We start from the raw sequence: 22,176 nt of genomic DNA on the forward strand, positions 1-22,176 counted from the left end.
GTGACATCGAGCGCCGCGGCGACCGTGTTCCCCGCGTCCGTCGCGGCCGGCGGGCTCTGCCCGGTCGGCACCGGGGTCAGCGTGGTGGTCGAGCCGGGCTCGCTCGGCGGTTCGGTGCAGCGCGGCTGCGACCCCGACGGCGGTGGCCGGACGGCGGCCAGGATCCTCACCGAGACCGGTCACCCGCTCGTCCGGGTCGGCTCCGATCCCGGGTTCGTCTGCCGGGTCGATGGCCGTCCGGCCGAGGCGGGCTGCGCGCAGGATCCGCCCGCCGACGCCTACTGGTCGCTGTGGTGGAGCGACGGCCACGACGGATGGACCTACGCCTCGCTCGGCGTCGACGGTCTGACGGTGCCGGCCGGTGGTGCGGTCGCCTTCAGCTGGGTGGACGGCCGCGACGACGGTACGCCGAGCGTGGTGCTGCCCGGGCAGCAGGCATCGGCGACGCCGTCGGGCGCCACGTCGGGTGCCACGTCGGGTGCCACGTCGGGGCCGCCCCCGGGAACGACCGGGTCATCGACGGTGCCATCGACCGGGTCATCGGGCGGATCGGCCTCGGCCGGCACGGGAACGAGCACCGACGCCGGCACCGCCGGCCCCGCCGACCAGACGCTGCCGGGCTGGCTCGCGCCGAGCGTGGTGCTGCTGGTCGCGGTGGCCGCCGCGCTGGTCTGGCGCCGCCGCCGGCCCGGCTCGTTCCGGAGTCCTCGATGAGTGCCCCCGCCGCCGTCCCGCGAGTCCGGCAGCGCATCCGGTGCATCGGGTCGCGCATCCGGCAGCTCGAGCGCGATCTGCACCCGTTGGCCTGGTGGGGCTGGGCGATCGGACTGGCGGCGTACGCCTCCGCCACCACCAACCCCTGGCTGCTGCTCGGCCTGGCCTCGGTCGCCGCGCTGGTCGTCGCCGCCCGCCGCAGCGACCAGCCGTGGGCGGGTCTGTTCCGGCTCTACCTCGTCCTCGCTGTCGTCATCGTGCTCGTCCGGGTCCTCTTCCGCATCCTGCTCGGCGGCGTCGAGGGTCACGTGCTGCTCGATCTCCCCACCGTCCCGCTGCCCGGCTGGGTGCTGGGCATCCGGCTGCTCGGACCGCTCACCCGGGAGGCCCTGCTCGCCGGCCTCTACGACGGCCTGCGACTGGCCACGATCCTGGTCTGTCTGGGTGCGGCCAACTCGTTGGCCAATCCGAAGCGGCTGCTGCGCTCGGTGCCGCCGGCGCTCTACGAGGTCGGCGCCGCGGTGGTGGTGGCGGTCACCGTGCTGCCGCAGCTCGCCGACTCGGTGCGCCGGGTGCGCGCTGCCCAGGGCCTGCGCCGCGGCGCCACCACCCGCGCCGGCCGGCTACGACGCCTCCTGGTCCCGGTCCTGGAGGACGCGCTGGAGCGCTCGCTGGCACTCGCCGCCGGAATGGACACCCGCGGCTACGGCCGGAGCGGACAGGTCGGCCGCGGGCAGCGGTGGCTCACCTCGGCGCTGATGCTGGTGGCGCTGATGGGTCTGTGCCTCGGCGGGTACGCGCTGCTGGACGGCACCACCCCGAGCTGGCAGGTAGCCGGAAGCGGTCTCCGGGTGGGCCTGGCGGCGCCGATGCTGGTGCTGGGCGTGACCGCGGCGGTGACCGGTCTGATCCTGGCCGGGCGACGGGTCGCCCGCACCGTCTATCGTCCCGATCCCTTCCGGGCACCCGAGCTGGTGGTGCTGGCCAGTGGCATCGCAGTAGGGGCGATCGGCCTCTGGGTGAGCCATCACCAGCCCGGCGTCGCCTACCCCTCGGTCGGCGGAGCGCCGGCGGTGAGCCCGCTCGCCCTGGTCGGCGTACTGCTGGGGCTGCTGCCCGCGGTGGCCGCCCCGGAACCGCTGCCCAGCGATCCGGGGCCCACGACACCCGGGGATCACCTCCGCCATCAGGCGGTCGCGGCATGATCGAGCTGCGTCGGATCAGCTTCACCCCGCCGCCACGGCCGCACGGATCGACCCGCGCGCCGTCGGCTCCCGTCCTGGACCGGGTCGACCTGGCGGTCGAGGAGGGCGAGCTGGTGCTCGTCTCCGGCCCGACCGGGTCGGGCAAGTCCACCCTGCTCGGAGTGGTCGCCGGGCTGGTGCCGCGCTTCTCCGGCGGGACCCTGTCCGGAGACCTGGTGCTCGACGGCCGTTCCATCGTGCGCACCCCACCGCGCGAGCGCGCCGGCGTGATCGGCTACGTCGGTCAGGACCCGGTGGCCGGCTTCGTGACCGACACCGTCGAGGAGGAGCTCGCCTACGGCATGGAGCAGCTCGGCCTGGCGCCGGCCACCATGCGCCGGCGCGTCGAGGAGACCCTCGACCTGCTCGGCATCGCCGAGCTGCGCCGCCGCGCGCTGCGCACCCTCTCCGGTGGACAGCAGCAGCGGGTGGCGATCGGGTCGGTGCTCACCATGCACCCCCGCCTGCTGGTGCTCGACGAGCCGACCTCGGCGCTGGACCCCACCGCCGCGGAGGACGTGCTCGCCACCCTGACCCGGCTGGTGCACGACCTCGGCACGGCGGTCCTGCTCGCCGAGCACCGGTTGGAGCGGGTGATCCCGTTCGCCGACCGGATGGCGCTGCTGCGCGGGGACGGCACCCTCCGCGAGGGGGAGCCGGTCGAGGTGCTGCCGGACTCGCCGGTGGTCCCCCCGCTGGTCGAACTGGGTCGCGGCCTGGGCTGGTCCCCGCTGCCGCTGACGGTCCGGGACGCCCGACGACGGGCCCGGAGCCTCGACCTGCCCGAGCTGCCCCAGTTGTCAGGGGAGTCCGCGCCGTCCGCCGACGGCGTCGACGGGTCACCCGTGGCCCCGCTGCTGACCGCACGCGGACTGCGGGTCGCACACGGGCGTACGCCGGCGCTGCGTGAACTGACGATGAGCCTGGCGCCCGGTCGGGTGGCCGCGCTGATGGGCCGCAACGGCGCCGGCAAGTCGACCCTGCTGTGGACCCTGCAGGGCACCGGGTCCCGGCAGGCCGGCAGCGTCGAGGTGAGCGGTCGCGATCCGGCCGCGCTGCCGCCGCCGCAACGGCGCGAGCTGGTCGGCCTGCTGCCGCAGAACGCCGCCGACCTGCTCTATCTGGAGACGGTCGCCGAGGAGTGCGAGGCCGGCGGGCCGGGCACCCGCGCGATCCTCGACCGGCTCGTCCCCGGCGTCCCGGACGACCAGCATCCCCGTGACCTCTCCGAGGGCCAGCGTCTCGGGCTCGCACTGGCGCTGGTGCTGGCCGCCGAGCCGCCACTGGTGCTGCTCGACGAGCCGACGCGCGGCCTGGACTACGCCGCCAAGGCCCAGCTGGCGACCACCCTGCGGGAGCTGGCCGGATCGGGCCACGCGGTGATGGTGGCGACCCACGACGTGGAGTTCACCGCGAGCGCCGCCGACGACGTGCTGGTCCTCGCCGACGGCGAGATCGTCTCCGCCGGACCGGTCCGGAGGGTGGTCGCGGAGTCGCCTGCGTTCGCTCCGCAGGTGAGCAAGGTGCTCGGGCCCGGCTGGCTGCGGGTCGACGAGGTGCTCGATGCGGTGCGGGCCACCCGATGAGCGCGGTGCGGATCTCCGGCTGGACGGCGCTGCTGCTGGCGGTGGCCTCCGCCGGGGGACTGATGATGCTGTGCTGGCCGCTGCTGGTGCACGGACACGACCGGGTGCAGCCGCCCTTCGTCTTCATCGCGCTGCTGCCGCTGATGGTGGCGCTGGTGCTGGCCGAGCTGACCGCGGGCGGTCTGGACGCCCGCGTGCTGGCGATCCTGGGGGTGCTCAGCGCCATCGAGGGGGTGCTGCGCGGCATCTCGGCCGGGACCGCCGGGGTCGAGCTGGTCTTCTTCCTGCTGATCCTGGCCGGCCGGGTCTTCGGGCCCGGCTTCGGCTTCGTGCTCGGCTGCACGTCGCTGTTCGTCTCCGCGCTGCTCACCGCCGGCGTCGGGCCGTGGCTGCCCTACCAGATGATCGGCGCCGCCTGGGTCGGGATGGGGGCCGGACTGCTGCCGCGGCGGGTCGGTGGCCGCGCAGAGATCGCGCTGCTCGCCGGGTACGGCGTCGTGGCCGCCTATGTCTACGGGCTGCTGCTCAACCTGCAGGGCTGGCCGCTGCTCACCGGGGTGACCGTGCCCGGTCACACCGGGAACCTCTCCTTCGACCCGACGGCCTCGTTCACCGACAACCTGGTCACCTTCGGGCACTACACGCTGCTGACCTCGACCCTGAGCTGGGACACCGGTCGTGCCATCTCCACCGCGCTCGCCGTCTGCCTGCTGGGGCCGGCGGTGCTCACCACCCTGCGCCGCGCGGCCCGCCGCGCCCACATCGCCGAGCACGCCGAGCACGCCGCGCAGGAGTCCCAGGGTCATCGGGGTGAACCGGGACCGGGCGTGGACCCAGATCCCGCGATCGGCCCCGGCGGCCCCGGCGGCCCCGGCGCACCCGGGTCAGCGCGGTGAGGTCCGGCCGTCCTGGACCCGGGGGAGGAAGTCCAACAGCAGCCGGTGGATCAGTTCGGGCTGCTCCAGGCAGAGGAAGTGCGAGCCCCGCACCTCGATGAAGGTGCCGTCCGGGACCGCGGCGGCGGCGGTGGCCATGTGTCGGGCACCGGCCAGGACGTCGTACGATCCGGCGACGAAGGTCACCGGCACCTTGATCCGGCGCAGCGAGACACGGCGATGCTCGGCGCTGCGCAGGGCGAGATGGAAGTACCACTCCACCGGGGTGCGCAGGAACTCGGTGAGTGCCAGGGCGGCGAGCTCGGGATCGGCCACCCGCGCCACCAGGCCGGTGTGTCGCAGCGCCTCGATCATCCCGGGGCGGACGGTGAGATGCGAGGTGAGCGGGGTCAGCACCCGTCCGGTGAGCCGGAGCGCGTGGGAGGCGGAGACGGTCAGCGCCCGCGCGACCGGACGGGGCAGCCGGAGCGGGCCGAGCATGGTGGAGAAGGTGTCACCGGGGACGCCCGCGACGGCGAACAGCCCGGCGACCCGCTCGGGGTGCTCCGCGGCCAGCTCGAACATCGTGTTCACCCCGATCGACCAGCCCATCACCACCGGTCTCTCCAGACCGAAGTGGTCCATCACCGAGAGCGCGTCCTCGACGAACTCCGTCACGCCGACCTTCCACGGATCCGCCGGCAGATCGCTGCCCGCGGTCCCGCGGTGCATCCAGGAGACCACCCGGACGCCGCAGTCGGTGTGCAACAGCGCCGGCCAGGCCCACGGGTTGGTGCCCAGCCCGTTGCAGAGCAGCACCGTCGGTCCGTCGATCACCCGATCGGGATCGTTGGTCCAGGCCCGCAGCACGGTGCCGTCGTCGGAGATGATGTCGCGGTAGGCGACGGTCGAGTGCGCGGCGGCTTCGGGCAGGCTCACGACTCGATTGTGCAGTACCGCGCCAGGACGGTCCGCGCAGCGGCGCGCCTCCGGATGAGATCAGGCGAGATCCGGGCTGCGTCCGGTCGGGGCTCGGGACACGTTCTCAGAGGGCCTCCGACCGGGTGGCGCCCACGCTGGCCGCCACCACGCAGCCGATCGCGAGCCACTGCAACAGCGCCAGCTGCTCCCCGACGACCAGGATGCCGGCGAGCGCGGCCGCCGCCGGCTCCAGGGAGAGCAGGATGCCGAAGACGGCCGGCCGGATCGAGCGGAGCGCGACCAGCTCGCAGCTGTAGGGCACCACCGAGCTGAGCAGCCCGACCAGCACCCCGATCAGCCAGATCCGTGGCGAGTCCAGCCGCTCGCCGGTGGCGAGGATCAGCGGCGTGAGACCGAGCACGCCGATCAGCGAGGCCATCGCCAGACCGTCGAAGCCGGGCCACCTGGCACCGGTGGCCCGGCTGCACAGGATGTACGACGCCCAGGCGGCTCCCGCGGCCAGGGCGAACAGCACCCCGGCCGGCGAGAGCGTGCCCGGTTCGAGGCCGAGCAACACCACGCCGACCGCGGCGAGCACCACCCAGGCCAGGTCCCGCGGCCGTCGCGAGCCGAGCACGGCCAGCGCCAACGGCCCGGCGAACTCGATGGTGACGGCGATGCCCAGCGGGATCCGGGCGAACGCCTGGTAGATGCAGGCGTTCATCGCCGCCAGCGACGCCCCGAACCCGACCACCACCAGCCAGTCGCGGCGGTCGCGGCCGCGGAGGGACGGCCGGATCCAGGCCAGCAGCACGACGGTGGAGGAGAACAGCCGCAGCCACACGATGGTGGTCGGGTTGACCTCGCCGAAGAGTCCCTTGGCGATCGCCGCCCCGAACTGGACCGAGAGCACCCCGATCAGCACCAGCGCCACCGGCGAGCCACCGCGCAGCCGGAGGGCGAGAGGACTGCTCACCGAGCCAGGCTAGCGATCGAGGATCGCCGGCGCGGCACCGTACGCAGCGCCGCGCCGGTGGCGCTACGGCAGTTCGACCGGGCCCGAGGTGGCCGGCTTCACCGGTGGCTCGGGGCCCAGCGACGGCACCATCGCCGGGTGGGTGTGGTCGAGCTCGTAGTCCTCCGGATCGATCGAGGCCGGCACCGTCGCGGTGATGGTGCTGCCGTCCGGACGGGTGCCGCCGGTCGCCGGCCGCTCGCCGAGCTGACCGCCCATCCGGGGTCCCTGGTCGCTCAACGGCACGGTCAGCTGTGCGCCCGGTCGCACCACGTACTCGGCGCCGCGCACCGTCACGGTGGCGCCGCTCGCCCGGGTCACCGCGCCGACCGTACCGGCCGTCTCGGGCGCCACGTCCTCGCAGGTGAACCTGATCCGGTCCTGGGTCAGCTCCACCAGCAGCCGCGCACCGCGCCACCGCACCCGGAACCGCAGGCGCGTCCACGACTCCGGCAGCCGCGGATCGAAGCTGAGCCCGGCGGCATGGTCCCGCATGCCGCCGAAGCCGTAGACCAGTGCGCTCCAGACCCCTCCCGTCGAGGCGATGTGCATCCCGTCGACGGTGTTGCCGTGCAGATTGCCCAGGTCGACGTAGAGGGCGTCGTGGAAGTAGCGGAGCGCGACCTCGTGGTAGCCGACCTCGGCAGCGATGATCGACTGCACGACCGCGGACAGGGTGGAGTCACCGGTGGTGATCGGGTCGTAGTACTCGAAGTCCGCCTGCTTCTCGGCCAGGGTGAACCGCTCACCCTGCAGGAACAGCGCCAGCACCACGTCGGCCTGCTTGAGCACCTGGAAGCGGTAGATCACCAGCGGGTGGTAGTGCAGCAGCAGCGGCCGCAGCGAGGCCGGCGTGGAGGAGAGGTCCCACACCTCCCGGTCGAGGAAGGAGTCGTCCTGCGGATGGATGCCGAGGCCCTCGTCGTACGGGATGTGCATCGCCGCCGCGCACCGCGCCCACTCCTCGATCTCGTCCTGGGTGACGTGCAGCCGGCCGGTCACCTGGGTGTAGTCGCGCGGATGGTCCTTGCGGATCCGGCGCAGCGCCGCGACGGCCTGCTCCAGGTTGTAGCGGGCCATCACGTTGGTGAACAGGTTGTTGTTGACCACCGTGGTGTACTCGTCCGGCCCGGTCACGCCGTGGATGTGGAAGGACGGCTCGCCGTTGTGTCGCCAGAAGCCGAGATCGGCCCACATCCGCGCGGTCTCCACCAGGATGTCGACGCCCTCACGGATCAGGTAGCCGATGTCACCGGTGGCGTAGGCGTACTTCATCAGCGCGTAGACGACGTCGGCGTCGATGTGCACCTGCGCGGTGCCGGCGGCGTAGTAGGCCGAGGCCTCCTCGCCGTTGATGGTGCGCCACGGGTAGAGCGCCCCCTGCTGAGCCATCTGCCCGGCCCGCTTGCGGGCCGCGGGCAGCATCACCGAGCGGGCGTGCAGCACGTTGCGGGCGATTGCCGGCTGGGTGTAGCAGAGGAACGGTACGACGTAGACCTCGGTGTCCCAGAAGTAGTGACCCTCGTAGCCGGAGCCGGTCACCCCCTTGGCCGGCACCCCCAGACCGTCGGTGCGGGCGCTGGCCTGGGCCAGGGAGAACAGGTTGAACCGGATCGCCTGCTGGACGGCGGTGAGCTCGGCGGCCCCGCCCTCGACCTCCACGTCGGCGGCGGTCCAGAAGTCCGCATACCACCGCCGCTGGTCCTCGATGAAGTGCGGTACGCCGAGGCGGGCGGCCCGGTCGAGCGTCCGGTCGCAACGGTCGGCCAGCTCGCGCACCGGCACCCCGCGCGAGGTGTGGTAGGCGACCACCTTCTGCAGCCGCAGGGTGTTGCCCTCGGTCGCGTCGACCCGGAAGACCACCTTGGCCTGGTCGTCGTCGGCCCGCTGGACGGTCTCGACCGGGTCCGCGGTCTCGATCCGATGGTCGGCGGCGACCGCCACCGTCATCCCGGAGCGGTGGCACTGATAGCCCAGCAGCATCCGCTCCTCGTTGGCGTAGCTCATCTTCGGCACCAGCACCCGCTCGGGGAAGGCGGAGGCCTTGCGCGGATCGACCGCGCGGTCGCCGAGCGCTGCGGTCGGGATGTGGTACTCGTCCTTGCCGTCTTGTCGATTGAGCAGCTGGGAGGAGATGACCACCGGCGCGCTGCCGCTGAGCATCGTCACCTCCAGGGTGAGGATCGCCAGGTGGCGCTGGGTCATCGACACCATCCGGGTCGAGGAGATCGCGACCCGTTTGCCCGACGGGGTGCGCCAGATCAGGTTCCGGCGCAGCACCCCGTCCCGGAAGTCGAGCACCCGCTCGTAGGCCTCCAGGTCGGCGGTGCCGAAGGTGAGCGGCTCGTCGTCGACGTAGATCTTCATCACCTTGGCGTCCGGTGCGTTGACGATCGTCTGGCCGGTCTCGGCGAAGCCGTAGGCCGCCTCGGCGTGCCGGATCGGCCAGGTCTCGTGGAAGCCGTTGATGAAGGTGCCGTGGGCGTAGGTCGGCCGGCCCTCCTCGGGGGTGCCGCGCATCCCGAGGTAGCCGTTGGCGACCGCGAACAGGGTCTCGGTCAGGCCGAGATCGTCGGGGGAGTAGGTGGTCTCCACCAGCCGCCACGGATCGGCGGGGAAGCGTGCCCGGTCCATCGGGTCGGGTCCGACTCCGCTCTTCATGCTGCTCCTCCCACCGGGGTCGCCGGGGCTGTCGGGGCCAGCTCGGCCAGGTCGTCGACCACCACGTCCGCCCCGGCGTCGGCCAGCGCGTCACGACCGACGCCGCGATCGACGCCGACGACGAGGGCGAAGTCGCCGGCGGCCCCGGCGCGTACGCCGGAGGTGGCGTCCTCGAGGACGACCGACGTCGCGGGGACCGCGCCGAGCTGTCGGGCGGCGTACTCGAAGGTGTCGGGGGCAGGCTTGCCGGGGAGGTGCTGCTCGGCCGCGACGGCGCCGCTGACCACGCAGCCGAACCGGTCGAGCAGGCCGGCGGAGTCCAGGACCGCCGGCGCGTTGACCGAGGAGGAGACCACGGCCAGCGGCAGCCCGAGGGTGGCCAGATGGTCGAGCAGCAGCACCGATCCCGGGTAGGCGCTGACGCCGTCGCGCGCGAGCACCGCGTTGAAGGCATCGTTCTTCCGGTTGCCCAGGCCGCAGACCGTCTCCGCCTCGGGCGGGTCCGCCGGACTGCCCTCGGGCAGCGTGATGCCGCGCGAGGCGAGGAAGTCCCTGACCCCGTCGTAACGCGGTTTGCCGTCGACGTGGGCGTAGTAGTCGGCGTCGGTGTACGGCGCGGCCTGCGGGGCGTGGGCGCCCAGGAAGTCGGCGAACATCTCCGCCCACGCCCGCATGTGCACGATGGCGGTCGGCGTGATCACGCCGTCGAGATCGAACAGCACCGCCTGATAGTCGCGCCATCGCACCTCGTCCGGGCTCATAGGGCCAAGGCTAGGCGAGCGCGGGCGTCGTAGCGCGGAGGCGAGGCAAGCTGTCACGCAGATGTCTTCCGCCCGTCATCTGGCCCGTCATCTGGGTCGTCGTCTGGCCCGTCATCTGGGTCGCCGGCCCCGTCCGCCCCGCCCGACTCGGCGCGGTCCGCGGTGACCGGCTGCGCCCGTCGGATGGGAGAGGATGAGCCGGTGACTGGACTCCTCCACCGGCTCGTGGCGATCCGACCGCTCCCACCGGGCAGCCAACGGGTGGCGGTCCGGGCGGGGATCTCGGTCCTGGTCCCGTTGCTGATCCTGCTGGCGATCGACCATCTGGAGTGGTCGCTGTATGCCACCTTCGGTGCGTTCACCTCGCTCTACGGCCGGGAGCGGGTGGATCTGGCGCGGGTCGTGCGGCAGGCCAGCGCGGGGCTGGGCCTGGTGTTGGTGGTCACCGTGGGGGCCGTGGTGGCGGTCTCCGACCAGCGGCAGTGGCTGGCGGTGCCGATCGCGGCCGTGGTCGCGATCGAGGCCGCCTACGTCTCGGCGCGCTGGCAGTGGATCCCGCCGGGATCGCTGTTCCAGGTCTTCGGCTTCGCGGCCGTCGCCTCGGTGCCGGCGGCCTGGTCGGGGGTGCTGCCGGCGGTGGTGGTGGCCACCGGCTCGGCGCTGATCTCCATCCTGGTCGGCAACATCGGAGCGGCGATCCGCCGGGTACGGCGCACCGCGGTGCTCACCGACGCGGGGCCGCCGATCGGCGGCGTCTCGGTGGGGGTGTGGCGCTACGCGATCGAGTCGGGGGTCGGGGTGGCGCTGGCCGGCGCCGCGGCGACGGCCAGCGGGATCGGCCGGCCGTACTGGGCGATGGTCTCGGCCGTCGTACCGCTGGTGGCGCGGGACCTCAGCACCCAGCTCGTCCGTGGCCTGCACCGGGTGATCGGCACCGGCGTCGGCCTGTTGGTGGCGTGGGTGCTGCTCGAGCTCGGGCCGCCGAGCTGGGCGACGATCCTGATCGTGGCGGCGCTGCAGCTGGTCATCGAGCTGCTGGTGGCGCGCAACTATGCGCTCGCGCTGATGTGCATCACCCCGCTGGCGCTGCTGATGGTGCACATGGTGGCGCCGATCCCCATCGGTCAGCTGCTCGCCGACCGTGGCGCGGAGACGGTCATCGGGGTGGTGATCGGGCTGCTCGTGGGGTACGCCGGCAGCCGGATCGCGCCTCGCCCCGAGGCCGACGCCTAGACACGGAGTCGGCGCGCATCTGTCGACCCTGGGTTGCCGGCGCCCGGGACGGGCCGCGGCCCGTCCCGCTGCGATCGGATGATGGGATGCGCATCCCACACCTTGAGACCCGTGGCACACTCGGATGACACGGAACACACGGCCCGGTTACGGTGAGCGCATGCTGCACGAGATTCTTGTACGCACCGGGTGCGCCCGCTGACCTCAGATCAGCTGACGCGCCTCCCTCCGTTGCCCGCCGGGCCGGAGGGTTTTTTGTTGCAGCAGGCCAGTTCCACGCAGAGACAGGACACGACGGACATGAGCGAGCAGGGCGCATCGATCACCGGTGCACAGAGCCTGATCAGGTCGTTGGAGGCAGCGGGAGTCGAGAACATCTTCGGCATCCCGGGAGGTGCGATCCTTCCGGCGTACGACCCGCTCATGGACTCCACCATCCGTCACATCCTGGTACGGCACGAGCAGGGCGCCGGCCACGCCGCCCAGGGGTACGCCGCCGCCACCGGTCGGGTGGGCGTGTGCATGGCCACCTCGGGGCCGGGCGCGACCAACCTGGTCACCCCGCTCGCCGACGCGAACATGGACTCCGTCCCGCTGGTCGCGATCACCGGGCAGGTCGGCGCCGACCTCATCGGCACCGACGCCTTCCAGGAGGCCGACATCCGCGGGATCACGATGCCGGTGACCAAGCACAACCTGCTGGTCACCGATCCCGCGCAGATCCCGAGCATGATCGCGGAGGCCTTCCACATCGCCAGCACCGGCCGGCCCGGGCCGGTGCTGGTCGACGTGACCAAGTCGGCGCTGCAGGCCACCACCACCTTCCGCTGGCCGACCGAGCTGAACCTGCCCGGCTACCGGCCGGTGACCAAGCCGCACGCCAAGCAGATCCGGGAGGCGGCCCGGCTGATCGTCGAGTCCCGCCGACCGGTGCTGTACGTCGGAGGCGGCACCATCCGCTCCCGTGCCAGCGCGGAGCTCGCCCGGCTGGCGGCGCTCACCGGCATCCCGGTGGTGACCACGCTGATGGCGCGCGGCGCGTTCCCGGACAGCCACCCCCAGCATCTCGGCATGCCCGGCATGCACGGCACCGTCGCCGCGGTCGCCGGCCTGCAGAAGAGCGACCTGATCATCAGCCTCGGTGCCCGCTTCGACGACCGGGTCACCGGTCGGCTGGAGGCGTTCGCCCCCGGGGCGCAGGTGATCCACGCGGACATCGACCCCGCCGAGATCGGCAAGAACCGGCATGCCGACGTGCCGATCGTGGGTGACATCAAGGAGGTCGTCACCGACCTGCTCACCGTCTTGGAGGCCGAGGCCGCCGCCGGCCACACCGGCGACTACGAGGCCTGGGTGGAGTTCCTCGCCGGGATCAAGCGGCAGTACCCACTGGGCTACGACGCCCCCGCCGAGGGCCTCTCGCCGCAGTACGTGATCGAGCGGCTGGGCGCCATCTCCGGCCCGGAGACCGTCTTCACCGCCGGCGTCGGACAGCACCAGATGTGGGCCGCGCAGTTCATCGGCTACGAGAACCCGGCCACCTTCATCAACTCCGGTGGCCTGGGCACGATGGGCTACTCGGTGCCCGCCGCGATGGGCGCCAAGGTCGGCCGTCCCGACACCTGCGTGTGGTCGATCGACGGCGACGGCTGCTTCCAGATGACCAACCAGGAGCTGGCCACCTGCGCGATCGAGAACATCCCGATCAAGGTGGCGGTGATCAACAACGACAACCTCGGCATGGTTCGGCAGTGGCAGACCCTCTTCTACAACGAGCGCTACTCCAACACGAACCTGCAGCGCCACCGTGCCGCCGGGGGAGCGCCGGTCCGGATCCCCGACTTCGTCAAGCTCGCCGACGCCTACGGCTGTATCGGTCTGGCCTGCGAGAGGCCGGAGGACGTCGACGGATGCATCGAGAAGGCGATGGCGATCGACGACGTGCCGGTGGTGGTCGACTTCCGGGTCAACAAGGACGCGATGGTGTGGCCGATGGTGGCCGCCGGCGCCAGCAACGACGAGATCCAGTACGCGCGCGACCTCGCGCCCAAGTTCGACGAGGACGACCTGTGACCGCTCCCGCCCATCCCGCCGCGACCGGCAAGCACACCCTGAGCGTGCTGGTCGAGAACAAGCCGGGCGTGCTCGCCCGGATCGCCGCGCTCTTCAGCCGGCGCAGCTTCAACATCGACTCGCTCGCGGTCGGGCCGACCGAGCACCCCGAGATCTCCCGGATGACCATCGTGGTCAACGTCTCCGACACCCCCCTGGAGCAGGTGACCAAGCAGCTCAACAAGCTGGTCGAGGTGCTCAAGATCGTCGAGCTCGACCCGAGCTCCTCGGTCGAGCGGGAGCTCATGCTGGTCAAGGTCTCGACCGGCGCCGAGACCCGCGGCCAGGTGCTCGACCTGGTCACCATGTTCGGGGCCAAGACCATCGACGTGTGGCCGGACGCCCTGACCATCCAGATCGTCGGCAACGCCGACAAGCTGGCCGACTTCCTGCGCGTGCTCGAGCCGTACGGCGTGCGTGAGCTGGTCCAGTCCGGCATGCTCGCCATCGGCCGCGGGTCGCGCTCGATCTCCGAGCGCACCCTGCGCCCGGTCGCCGTACCGGTCCCGCCGGCGGCGGTCTGAGCCCGCCCGGCCGGCGCCACCGGCTCGGTCCACCCGGATCCATCCCGAAGAGAATCACACAACGAAGGAGAAGCCCCCGTGGCTGAGATGTTCTACGACGACGACGCCGACCTGAGCCTGATCCAGGGCAAGAAGGTCGCTGTCATCGGTTACGGCAGCCAGGGCCACGCCCACTCGCTGTCGCTCCGCGACTCCGGTGTCGAGGTCAAGATCGGACTGCAGCCCGGCTCGAAGTCCGCCCCGAAGGCCGAGGCCGAGGGCCTCGAGGTCGTCACCCCCGCCGAGGCCGCCGCGTGGGCCGACGTGGTCGTGATCCTGGCGCCGGACCAGCACCAGCGCAAGCTCTACGCCGAGGAGATCGCCGACAAGCTCGAGCCGGGCAACGCGCTCGTCTTCGGCCACGGCTTCAACATCCGCTTCGGCTACATCGTCGCGCCCGAGGGCGTCGACGTGTTCATGGTCGCGCCGAAGGGCCCTGGCCACCTGGTCCGTCGCGAGTACGTCGACGGCCGCGGCGTCCCGGTCCTGGTCGCGGTGGAGAAGGACGCCACCGGCAACGCCTGGCCGCTCGCCCTCTCCTATGCCAAGGGCATCGGCGGCCTGCGCGCCGGCGGCATCAAGACCACGTTCACCGAGGAGACCGAGACCGACCTGTTCGGTGAGCAGGCCGTCCTGTGCGGTGGCGCCTCGCAGCTGATCATGTACGGCTTCGAGACCCTCACCGAGGCGGGCTACCAGCCCGAGGTCGCCTACTTCGAGGTGCTGCACGAGCTCAAGCTGATCGTCGACCTGATGTACGAGGGCGGCATCGCCAAGCAGCGCTGGTCGGTCTCCGACACCGCGGAGTACGGCGACTACGTCTCCGGGCCGCGGGTCATCGACCCACGGGTGAAGGAGAACATGCAGGCGGTGCTCTCCGACATCCAGAACGGCGCGTTCGCCAAGCGGTTCATCGCCGACCAGGACGCCGGCGCGCCGGAGTTCTCCGAGCTGCGGGCCAAGGGTGAGCGGCACCCGATCGAGGCCACCGGCCGCGAGCTGCGCAAGCTGATGGCATGGGTGAAGTCGCACGACTCCGACTACACCGAGGGCACCGCCACGCGCTGACCCGAGCCAACGCCGAGTCGGCGCCAACTGCACACGAAATGACGCCGAGTCGGCGCAACTTGGACCAAGTTGCGCCGACTCGGCGTCTGGCTCAGGTGAGCAGGGTGCCGGGGGAGGCGGCGTACGGCGTGAAGAAGTCGTTCGCCGGGGTGCCGGCGAGGGTGTGCACCAGGGTCTGGACCGAGACCCCGTCGATCTGCTCGCGGATGATGTCGGCGTGGCCGGCGTGCCGGGCGAACTCCTCGATCTGGTGGTTGAGGTAGAAGCGCAACAGGATCGGGGTGGGCTGGAACACTCCCGCCCACGGCGCCGGTGGCTCGGTGGCCTCGCTGCCCGGATCGGCGTCGAGGATCGCCGCGATCAACTCGGCGCGAGCGGCGTCGAACTCCTCGATGGTGCCGGCGACGCTCTCGCCCTCGCCGACGGTGAAGCTGCCCAGGTAAGCGGCGAAGGCAGCCTCGTCCAGCGGCCGGGTGCCGTGCGGCTCCCGGATCCGGAGGACCGCGCCGCGCATCCCGTGGGCGACGTGTTTGAGGATGCCGCCGATCGACAACGCACTGCGGCACGGCGTCGACCGGGCCTGCTCCTCGGTGAGGCCGAGGGCCGAGGCGCGGATCGCCTCGAGCTGCTGATCGACGTAGCGCGCGATGGTGGTGACCTCGTCGTCACGAGCGGGTGCGTACATGGAGGACTCCTGCGGTTGGGTCGTTCCGACTCACGACACTCTGCCACTCGCCACCGACAAGAGCCGCTGTCGCACGTACGCCGAGTCGGCGCATCTGACACGGGACAGATGCGCCGACTCGGTGTTATTTCGTGTGCAGTTTGCGCCGACTCGGCGACGACCTCAGCTGAGGGTCTTGACGAAGTCCGGGTTGTCCTTGAGCCATTCGTCGACGCCGGTCTCGGGGTCGCTCTTGTGCTCGACCCTGACCTCCTGCTCCAGGCTGTTGAGCTGGTCGTCGGTCATGTGGAACTTCTTCATCATCTTGGTGACCTCTGGGAAGTCACTGGCGAAGGAGCCGGTGCCGACGATGTGGATCTGGTCGGGGTCGCCGAGGGCTCCCTTGGGATCCTTGAGGTCCTTGATCGGGTAGGCGCTGTAGGCCCAGTGCGGCCGCCACAGGTCGACCACGATCGGGTCCTTGGAGTCGACCGCCTTCTTCAGTGCGGCGAGCATCGCCGAGGTCGAGGAGGTCTTGAGCGTCCAACCGTCCAGGCCGTAGGTCTGGATCAGCTTCTGCACGATCCCGGTCTCACCGGCACCGGGCTCGATGCCGGTGATGGTGGAGTCGAACTCGTCGGCATTGTCCTTCAGGTCGGCGATCGAGTTGATGTCCTTCAGGTACGTCGGCACGGCGATGGTCAGCGGGGCGCTGTCGTACCAGGTGCTGATGTCGGTGAGCTGGTCGCCGTACTTCTTCCAGTAGGCGGCATGCGTCGTCGGCAGCCAGGCGGCCACATAGGTGTCGACCTGGCCCTTGGCCAGCCCCACGTAGAGTGGCCCGGCGTCCGAGACCTGCTTGAGCTCGACGTCGTATCCCTTGTCGTCCAGGATCCGCTGCCACAGGTAGCTGGCGGAGACGTCCTCGTCCCAGTTGATGTAGCCGATGGTGATCTTCTGGCCGCTCCCGCCGCCCGAGTCGTCTCCTCCCGAGTCGCTGCCGGTCTCGCTGTTGCCGCTGGCGCACGCGGTGGCGCCGACCAGCGCTACCGCGACCAGCGCCGCGGTCAGCTTGAGTCGCTTGAGTGGTTTCATTCAGAGCTCCTTCTGCTCTCGTACTCGGTCCGAGGATCTGAGTTCGTCGGCTCGGTGGCTTGGTGAGTCCACGGGTCAGGCGGCTCCGGTGCCGATCGCGGTCGCGGCGCGCTGCCGCTCGAACAGGCGCCGGGCCCAGGCGATGCCCGAGCGCTGGTCCTGCTTGCTGAAGCCGGCGGTGACCCGGTCGAGATAGACCGCCAGGATCACCACCGAGATGCCGGCCTCGGCGCCCGGTGCGATGTCGAGGTTCTGCAGGGCGGAGGTGACGTCGCCGCCCAGCCCACCAGCGCCGACCATGCCGCCGATCACCACCATCGACAGCGAGAGCATGATCACCTGGTTGACGCCGGCCATGATGGTGGGCCGGGCCAGCGGGATCTGGACGCCGAAGAGGATCTTGCGGCCGGTGGCGCCGAAGGACTGGCCGGCCTCCACCATCTCGGCGTCGACCTGGCGGATGCCCAGTTCGGTGAGCCGGATCCCCGGCGGCATCGAGAAGACGAGCGTTGCCAGGATGGCGGTGGTGTAGCTCAGCCCGAACAGGAACAGTGCCGGCAACAGATAGACGAACGCCGGCAGCGTCTGCATCAGGTCCAGGAGCGGACGCATGACCACCGAGGCGACCTTCGACTTGGCCGCCAGGATCCCGAGTGGCACCGAGATGACGATGGCGATCGCCGCCGCCACGATGATCAGCGACAGCGTCTCCATCGAGGCACTCCACTCGTCGAAGGAGTCGATGAGCAGGAAGCCGATCGCCGCCAGGATCCCGAGCACCGGGCCGCGCACCAGGAAGGCGATCACCGCGAGCACGATCACGACCGCGACGATCGGTGCGGACATCAGCTCGTCGTAGATGTGCTCCACGAGCCAGTCCAGTCCGGAGGCGATGTGGTCGAGGACGTTGCCCCAGTGACGGACCATCCAGTTGACGACGTCGTTGACCCAGTCGCCGAAGTGGATGCGGGGCATCAGGTTCAGCGGGGAGAGGCTCAGGTCAGTCATGGGCGGCCTCCTCGGCGGTCAGGATCTTGTCGGGCGGGGTGGTCGAGTCCTCGACCGCCGCATCGGGTGGCGCCGGCTCGTGGTCGCTCACGATGGGCGCGTCGGCGTGCTGACCCAGCGCGGAGAGCAGCGTGACCCGGGGGATGACCCCGATCAGCCGGTCGTTCTCGTCCAGCACCGGCAACGGCAGGTTCGTCTCCGCCGACGGGGTGAACAGGCTCGCCACCGGGTCATCGGCTCGCACCGTGGTCTCGATCGGGTGCAGCATCTGCTCGAGGTTCGTCTCCTGCAGACGCAGGCTGACGTCCCGCTCGGTGACGTATCCGCGCAGCTGACGGTCGCGGGTGACGACGTACAGCCCGGGCTGCTGGTGCTCGCGCATCAGCTTGTGTGCCGCGCGCGGTCCCTGCTCCCCGCCGAGTACGGCGACCGGCGGCTCCATGATCGAGGAGGCGGTCAGCACCCGGGTGCGGTCGACGTCCGCGACGAACTGCGCCACGTAGTCGTTGGCCGGGTCGGTCAGGATCTCCTCGGCGGTGCCGATCTGCACGATCCGGCCGTTGCGCATCATCGCGATCCGGTCGCCGAGCCGCATCGCCTCGTTGAGGTCGTGGGTGATGAACAGGATCGTCTTGCCCAGCTTGTGCTGCAGCTCGATCAGCTGGTCCTGCATCTCGCGGCGGATCAGCGGATCGAGCGCGCTGAACGCCTCGTCCATCAGCAGGATGTCGGTGTCGGCGGCCAGTGCGCGGGCCAGCCCGACGCGCTGCTGCATGCCGCCGGAGAGCTGGCTGGGCAGGCTGTCGTCCCAGCCCGTGAGGCCGCACAGCTCCAGGGCGTCGTGCGCTCGAGCCCGTCGCTTGGCCCTGCTCAGCCCCTTGGTCTCCAGGCCGTAGGCGGCGTTGTCCAGCACGGTGCGGTGCGGGAAGAGCGCGAAGTGCTGGAAGACCATGCTGATCCGCTCCCGCCGCAGCCGGCGCAGCTTGCGGCTCGAGGCGGCGGTGAGGTTCTCGCCGTACACCTCGACGTGTCCGGACGTCGGCTCATGGAGTCCGTTGATCATCCGGATCAGGGTCGACTTCCCGGAGCCGGACAGGCCCATCACCACGAAGATCTCGCCCTCCTCGACGGTGAACGAGGCGTCGATCACCGCCGGGGTCAGACCCGACCTCTTGAGCTTCTCGGGCGGTTCGCCGGCCTCGATGCGGCTCACCGCATCGCCGGCTCTGCGCCCGAACACCTTGTACAGGTGATGTGCTGCTATGGCTGGCACTCAGCCCCCTCGTGCTTCGTCGACACGTGCGTGGAACGCTGCGATTTCTCAGCGAGATCTTTGCCAACCCATCACAGTCGACGAGGGTTGCGCAAACTCGGCTCGCCGGTGCGGGCTCGTGCACGCGGCGGAAAAACCCCCGCTGACCTGCGGAAACACAAATCGCGTGCGGAGTCTCGAGCTGGCCGGTGAGCACGGGTCGGGGAGAGCCGTTGTCCGCGGCCACCTCGTGGTCACCTCACGGCCATCTCACGGCCATCTCGCGACCCGCGACCTGCGACCCGCGGCCGGGGCCGCGGCCCCGACCCGGCGAGGCCGGCCCGTCCGGTAAGGATTCGGTCAGGACAGAGCGGATCAGGCGAGCCTAAGATAGGCTCACCTAAGTTACCCACCGTGTCATCTGCTGTCCGTCGAGCATCGCTCCCTGAGTCTGAATCGAACCGCCGTGCTGCCCACGTTCGTCATAGGCCTTCGCGAAGGCCTCGAGGCGGTACTGATCGTCGCGATCATCGCCACCTTCCTGCGCCGCAACGGTGCCTCGCTGCGCGGCCTGTGGATCGGGGTCGGCGCCGGGGTCGCACTGAGCATCGCGGTGGGGCTGATCCTGCGTGCGGTGGAGAAGGGCCTGCCGCAGCGACAGCAGGAGATGATGGAGACCGTCATCGGAGTCGTCGCGGTCTTCTTCGTCACCGGGATGATCCTGTGGATGCGCACCCATGCGCGGTCGATGAAGAAGGAGCTCGAGTCCGCGGCCGCGCAGGCGCTGAAGGACGGCACCACCACCGCGCTCGCGGTGATGGCGTTCCTCGCCGTGCTGCGCGAGGGCTTCGAGACCGCGGTGTTCCTGCTGGCGACCTTCCAGAGCACCAGCGGCACGGCGCCGCTGTTCGGCGCGATGCTCGGGATCCTCGCCGCGGTCGTGCTCGGCTGGGGCATCTTCGCCGGCGGGGTCCGGTTGAACCTGCAGGTCTTCTTCAAGTACACCGGCATCTTCCTGGTCCTGGTCGCCGCCGGCCTGGTGCTCAACGCCTTCCGCACCGCCCACGAGGCCGGTTGGGTGACGGTGGGTCAGGGCCGCACCGTCGACCTGGCCTGGCTCACCCCGCCCGGGTCGGTCCGCTCGGCCCTGTTCACCGGGGTGCTCGGCATCCCGAGCGATCCGCGGGTGATCGAGCTGCTGGCCTGGGCCGCGTATCTGGTGCCGATGCTGGTCGTGACGTTCTGGCCCCGGCGCTACCTGCCCTCGGCCACGCTCGCCCAGCGATTGCGGGTCGGCGGAGCGGCGGCGATGCTGCTGGTGGGCGCGGTCCTGCTGGTCGCGGCGCCGCGGTCGGCCGCGTCGGTGCCGGCCTCCGCGCCGTTGGACGACGGCGGCACCGTCGGCCTCACCGTGCACGGCGGCGGCGCCACGCTCACCCTGACCGGCCTGTCCGGTGACTCCGCGAGCTCGAGCGACACCCTCGAGCTGACCCGAGCCGCCAGCCTCGGCGCCACCGGTGCCAGCGCCGGCGCCGACACCCGCTGGACCGCGACCGAGGCCGCCGGCGACCTGCCCAGCACGCTCGACCTGACGACGCTGCTGACCTACACCGACAACCAGATCCCGGTCGGGCTGAGCACGGCCACCGCGCCGGGACCGTACGACGCCAGCTGGACCGACTCCACCGCCGCCCAGGTGCTCAGCCGCGACGGCGGCATCCTGGACGCGGAGTCGTCGGGTCGGCTCATCCTCACCATCTCCGGCGGTGGGCTGACCTCGCCACGCACCTTCACCATCGACTCCGCCTCCTGGCGGGTCAGCCCGGGCTATGCGTCCTCGGTCCAGACCCGGGTGGCGGCGGCCGCGGCCACCGCCCACGACCGTTCGCTGTGGAAGTTCTGGGTGCCTTGCGCACTCCTCCTCGGTGCCGCGGTCCTGCTCGGGCAGGCCAGACGGCACGCACACCCACGCCGACTCGGCGTACTCGACCCTGCGCACAGCACGCAGGGGCCCGCATCGAAAGGGAACTCGCATGACTCAACGACCGTCTAGGCACCCGCACCCCGCGGCGCGTGGCCTCGCGACCGCCTCGGTGGCCGCGATGGCCCTGCTCGCGCTGGCCGCCTGTGGGAGCTCCGAGAGCACCGACAGCTCGGACAGCTCCGACAGCACCGGCTCCGCCTCCGCCTCGGCCGCCAACGCGTCCTCGGCCGGCTCGGGCGCCGCCCAGGTCAACGTGACGATGGTCAGCGGCAGCGACGGCGACGAGTGCCAGGCGGACACCACCTCGGCGGCGGCGGGTCCGGTCACCTTCCACGTCACCAACCAGAGCGCCACCGGGATCACCGAGTTCGAGCTGCTCAGCGGCCAGCGGATCGTCGGGGAGAAGGAGAATCTGGCCCCGGGTCTGCCCGAGGTGAGCTTCACCGTCACCCTCGGCGGCGGCGACTACGAGCTCTACTGCCCGAACGCGGCGACCGAGAAGCAGGCCTTCACCGTCACCGGCGAGGCGTCGGCCAACCCCACCGGCGGCCCGACCGCACTGCTCGCCCAGGGCGTGAAGGACTACACCGACTACGTCAACGTGCAGATCGAGAGCATGGTGACCGGCGTGGAGAACCTGCAGAAGGCGATCGACTCCGGCAACCTGTCGGACGCCCAGACGGCGTACGCCGAGGCCCGACCGTTCTACGAGAAGATCGAGTCCGACGTCGACGGCTTCCTGCTGCCCGGCGCCGACCCGACGCAGAACAAGGGCAATCTGGACTACCTGATCGACATGCGTGCCTCCAACCTCGACCCCAAGGTCGGCTGGACCGGCTTCCACGCGGTCGAGCGCGACATCTTCGGACGGGAGAAGATCACCGCCACGACGAAGAAGTACGCCGCCAACCTGACCAAGAACGTCAAGGAGTTGGCCAAGATCGGCAAGAAGCTCACCTTCAAGCCGGAGGACCTGGCCAACGGCGCGGCCGGGCTGCTCGAGGAGGTCCAGGCGAACAAGATCACCGGTGAGGAGGAGGCCTACAGCCACATCGACCTGGTCGACTTCGCCGGCAACGTCGAGGGCGCCGAGCAGGCGTTCGTGGCGTTGCAACCGGGTCTGGCCAAGATCGACGCGGACCTGACCAAGACGATCGCCAAGCGGTTCGCCGCCGTCGACAAGCTGCTGGAGAGCTACAAGGACTCCCAGGCCCTGGGTGGCTACCAGCGCTACACCGCAGCGGTGAAGAAGGCGGATGCCAACACACTGAGCCAGACCGTCCAGGCCCTGCAGGAGCCGCTGTCTCGTCTCGCGGAGAAGGTCGCCACCGCAGGATGACCGACGAGCAGACCCCGGCCACGGATGGGCCCGAGCCCACCCGCGGCCTCTCCCGGCGCCGGCTGTTCGCCGGCGCCGGGA

General features: G+C 71.0%; 18 protein-coding genes. 10 read left to right on the plus strand and 8 right to left on the minus strand.

Annotated elements, in window-relative coordinates; translation table 11 throughout:
- The 4 genes from QM638_RS00110 to QM638_RS00125 are packed head-to-tail and all read left to right on the plus strand — an operon-like array spanning position 1 to position 4,440.
- Positions 1–714, plus strand: coding sequence for a hypothetical protein (locus tag QM638_RS00110; protein WP_415139891.1), 714 nt, complete (start codon positions 1–3; stop codon positions 712–714).
- Complete coding sequence (locus QM638_RS00115; protein WP_415139892.1) at positions 711–1,919, plus strand: CbiQ family ECF transporter T component; 1,209 nt, start codon at positions 711–713, stop codon at positions 1,917–1,919. The genes QM638_RS00110 and QM638_RS00115 overlap by 4 nt, the downstream gene beginning before the upstream one ends.
- Positions 1,916–3,544: an ABC transporter ATP-binding protein gene (locus tag QM638_RS00120; RefSeq protein ID WP_415139893.1), complete on the plus strand. Its 1,629-nt coding sequence runs from the start codon at positions 1,916–1,918 to the stop codon at positions 3,542–3,544. Before QM638_RS00115 ends, QM638_RS00120 begins: the two co-directional genes overlap by 4 nt.
- Positions 3,541–4,440, plus strand: a complete 900-nt coding sequence (locus QM638_RS00125) for an ECF transporter S component (protein ID WP_415139894.1) — start codon at positions 3,541–3,543, stop codon at positions 4,438–4,440. The genes QM638_RS00120 and QM638_RS00125 overlap by 4 nt, the downstream gene beginning before the upstream one ends.
- Here QM638_RS00125 and QM638_RS00130 read toward each other — a convergent pair.
- From QM638_RS00130 to QM638_RS00145, 4 genes are all read right to left on the minus strand, one after another.
- Complete coding sequence (locus tag QM638_RS00130) at positions 4,429–5,358, minus strand: alpha/beta fold hydrolase (RefSeq protein ID WP_415139895.1); 930 nt, start codon at positions 5,356–5,358, stop codon at positions 4,429–4,431. The genes QM638_RS00125 and QM638_RS00130 overlap by 12 nt on opposite strands.
- Positions 5,359–5,464: 106 nt before the next feature.
- Positions 5,465–6,316, minus strand: coding sequence for an EamA family transporter (locus QM638_RS00135; RefSeq protein WP_415139896.1), 852 nt, complete (start codon positions 6,314–6,316; stop codon positions 5,465–5,467).
- A 63-nt stretch (positions 6,317–6,379) separates the two neighbouring features.
- Positions 6,380–9,016 carry a glycoside hydrolase family 65 protein gene (locus tag QM638_RS00140; RefSeq protein ID WP_415139897.1) on the minus strand — a complete coding sequence of 879 codons (2,637 nt, stop codon included), beginning with the start codon at positions 9,014–9,016 and terminating at the stop codon, positions 6,380–6,382.
- Entirely contained in the window at positions 9,013–9,777 is a 765-nt protein-coding gene (locus QM638_RS00145; protein ID WP_415139898.1) for an HAD family hydrolase, read from the minus strand. The genes QM638_RS00140 and QM638_RS00145 overlap by 4 nt, the downstream gene beginning before the upstream one ends.
- A gap of 201 nt (positions 9,778–9,978) precedes the next feature.
- On the opposite strand from QM638_RS00145, the gene QM638_RS00150 reads away from it, so the two are divergent.
- The 4 genes from QM638_RS00150 to ilvC all read left to right on the plus strand — a co-directional run bounded on the left by QM638_RS00150 (position 9,979) and on the right by ilvC (position 14,753).
- A complete protein-coding gene (locus tag QM638_RS00150) occupies positions 9,979–11,010 on the plus strand; it encodes an FUSC family protein (RefSeq protein WP_415139899.1) in 1,032 nt (343 codons plus the stop codon).
- Between the two features lie 300 nt (positions 11,011–11,310).
- Positions 11,311–13,083 (plus strand): acetolactate synthase large subunit, encoded by a 1,773-nt coding sequence (locus tag QM638_RS00155; protein ID WP_415139900.1) that lies wholly within the window; start codon positions 11,311–11,313, stop codon positions 13,081–13,083.
- Entirely contained in the window at positions 13,080–13,646 is a 567-nt protein-coding gene (gene ilvN, locus QM638_RS00160) for an acetolactate synthase small subunit (protein WP_415139901.1), read from the plus strand. The genes QM638_RS00155 and ilvN overlap by 4 nt, the downstream gene beginning before the upstream one ends.
- A 78-nt stretch (positions 13,647–13,724) precedes the next feature.
- Positions 13,725–14,753, plus strand: coding sequence for a ketol-acid reductoisomerase (gene ilvC, locus QM638_RS00165; RefSeq protein WP_415139902.1), 1,029 nt, complete (start codon positions 13,725–13,727; stop codon positions 14,751–14,753).
- 91 nt (positions 14,754–14,844) lie between these two features.
- On the opposite strand, the gene QM638_RS00170 is transcribed toward ilvC, so the two are convergent.
- The 4 genes from QM638_RS00170 to QM638_RS00185 all read right to left on the minus strand — a co-directional run bounded on the left by QM638_RS00170 (position 14,845) and on the right by QM638_RS00185 (position 18,793).
- Complete coding sequence (locus QM638_RS00170; protein WP_415139903.1) at positions 14,845–15,438, minus strand: DUF664 domain-containing protein; 594 nt, start codon at positions 15,436–15,438, stop codon at positions 14,845–14,847.
- 162 nt (positions 15,439–15,600) lie between these two features.
- Positions 15,601–16,512, minus strand: coding sequence for a glycine betaine ABC transporter substrate-binding protein (locus QM638_RS00175; protein ID WP_415139904.1), 912 nt, complete (start codon positions 16,510–16,512; stop codon positions 15,601–15,603).
- 75 nt (positions 16,513–16,587) lie between these two features.
- Positions 16,588–17,520, minus strand: a complete 933-nt coding sequence (locus QM638_RS00180; RefSeq protein ID WP_415139905.1) for an ABC transporter permease — start codon at positions 17,518–17,520, stop codon at positions 16,588–16,590.
- Positions 17,513–18,793, minus strand: coding sequence for a quaternary amine ABC transporter ATP-binding protein (locus QM638_RS00185; protein ID WP_415139906.1), 1,281 nt, complete (start codon positions 18,791–18,793; stop codon positions 17,513–17,515). Before QM638_RS00185 ends, QM638_RS00180 begins: the two co-directional genes overlap by 8 nt.
- Positions 18,794–19,238: 445 nt before the next feature.
- Here QM638_RS00185 and efeU point away from each other — a divergent pair, with 445 nt between their 5' ends.
- Together efeU and efeO are read left to right on the plus strand one after the other, a co-directional pair.
- Positions 19,239–20,825 (plus strand): iron uptake transporter permease EfeU, encoded by a 1,587-nt coding sequence (gene efeU, locus QM638_RS00190; RefSeq protein ID WP_415139907.1) that lies wholly within the window; start codon positions 19,239–19,241, stop codon positions 20,823–20,825.
- Positions 20,806–22,095, plus strand: coding sequence for an iron uptake system protein EfeO (efeO, locus tag QM638_RS00195; RefSeq protein WP_415139908.1), 1,290 nt, complete (start codon positions 20,806–20,808; stop codon positions 22,093–22,095). Before efeU ends, efeO begins: the two co-directional genes overlap by 20 nt.
- Positions 22,096–22,176: the final 81 nt, after the last annotated feature.

Origin of the sequence: Nocardioides sp., assembly GCF_047606145.1 — a bacterium.
In the GTDB taxonomy this organism is placed as follows: domain Bacteria; phylum Actinomycetota; class Actinomycetes; order Propionibacteriales; family Nocardioidaceae; genus Nocardioides.

Bases quoted from the DNA above. Each gene is read 5' to 3' on its own strand.
- QM638_RS00115 (WP_415139892.1), top strand. From the start codon at position 711: ATGAGTGCCCCCGCCGCCGTCCCGCGAGTCCGGCAGCGCATCCGGTGC.
- QM638_RS00120 (WP_415139893.1), top strand. From the start codon at position 1,916: ATGATCGAGCTGCGTCGGATCAGCTTCACCCCGCCGCCACGGCCGCAC.
- QM638_RS00125 (WP_415139894.1), top strand. From the start codon at position 3,541: ATGAGCGCGGTGCGGATCTCCGGCTGGACGGCGCTGCTGCTGGCGGTG.
- QM638_RS00140 (WP_415139897.1), bottom strand. From the start codon at position 9,016: ATGAAGAGCGGAGTCGGACCCGACCCGATGGACCGGGCACGCTTCCCC.
- QM638_RS00145 (WP_415139898.1), bottom strand. From the start codon at position 9,777: ATGAGCCCGGACGAGGTGCGATGGCGCGACTATCAGGCGGTGCTGTTC.
- QM638_RS00155 (WP_415139900.1), top strand. From the start codon at position 11,311: ATGAGCGAGCAGGGCGCATCGATCACCGGTGCACAGAGCCTGATCAGG.
- QM638_RS00170 (WP_415139903.1), bottom strand. From the start codon at position 15,438: ATGTACGCACCCGCTCGTGACGACGAGGTCACCACCATCGCGCGCTAC.
- QM638_RS00175 (WP_415139904.1), bottom strand. From the start codon at position 16,512: ATGAAACCACTCAAGCGACTCAAGCTGACCGCGGCGCTGGTCGCGGTA.
- QM638_RS00180 (WP_415139905.1), bottom strand. From the start codon at position 17,520: ATGACTGACCTGAGCCTCTCCCCGCTGAACCTGATGCCCCGCATCCAC.
- efeO (WP_415139908.1), top strand. From the start codon at position 20,806: ATGACTCAACGACCGTCTAGGCACCCGCACCCCGCGGCGCGTGGCCTC.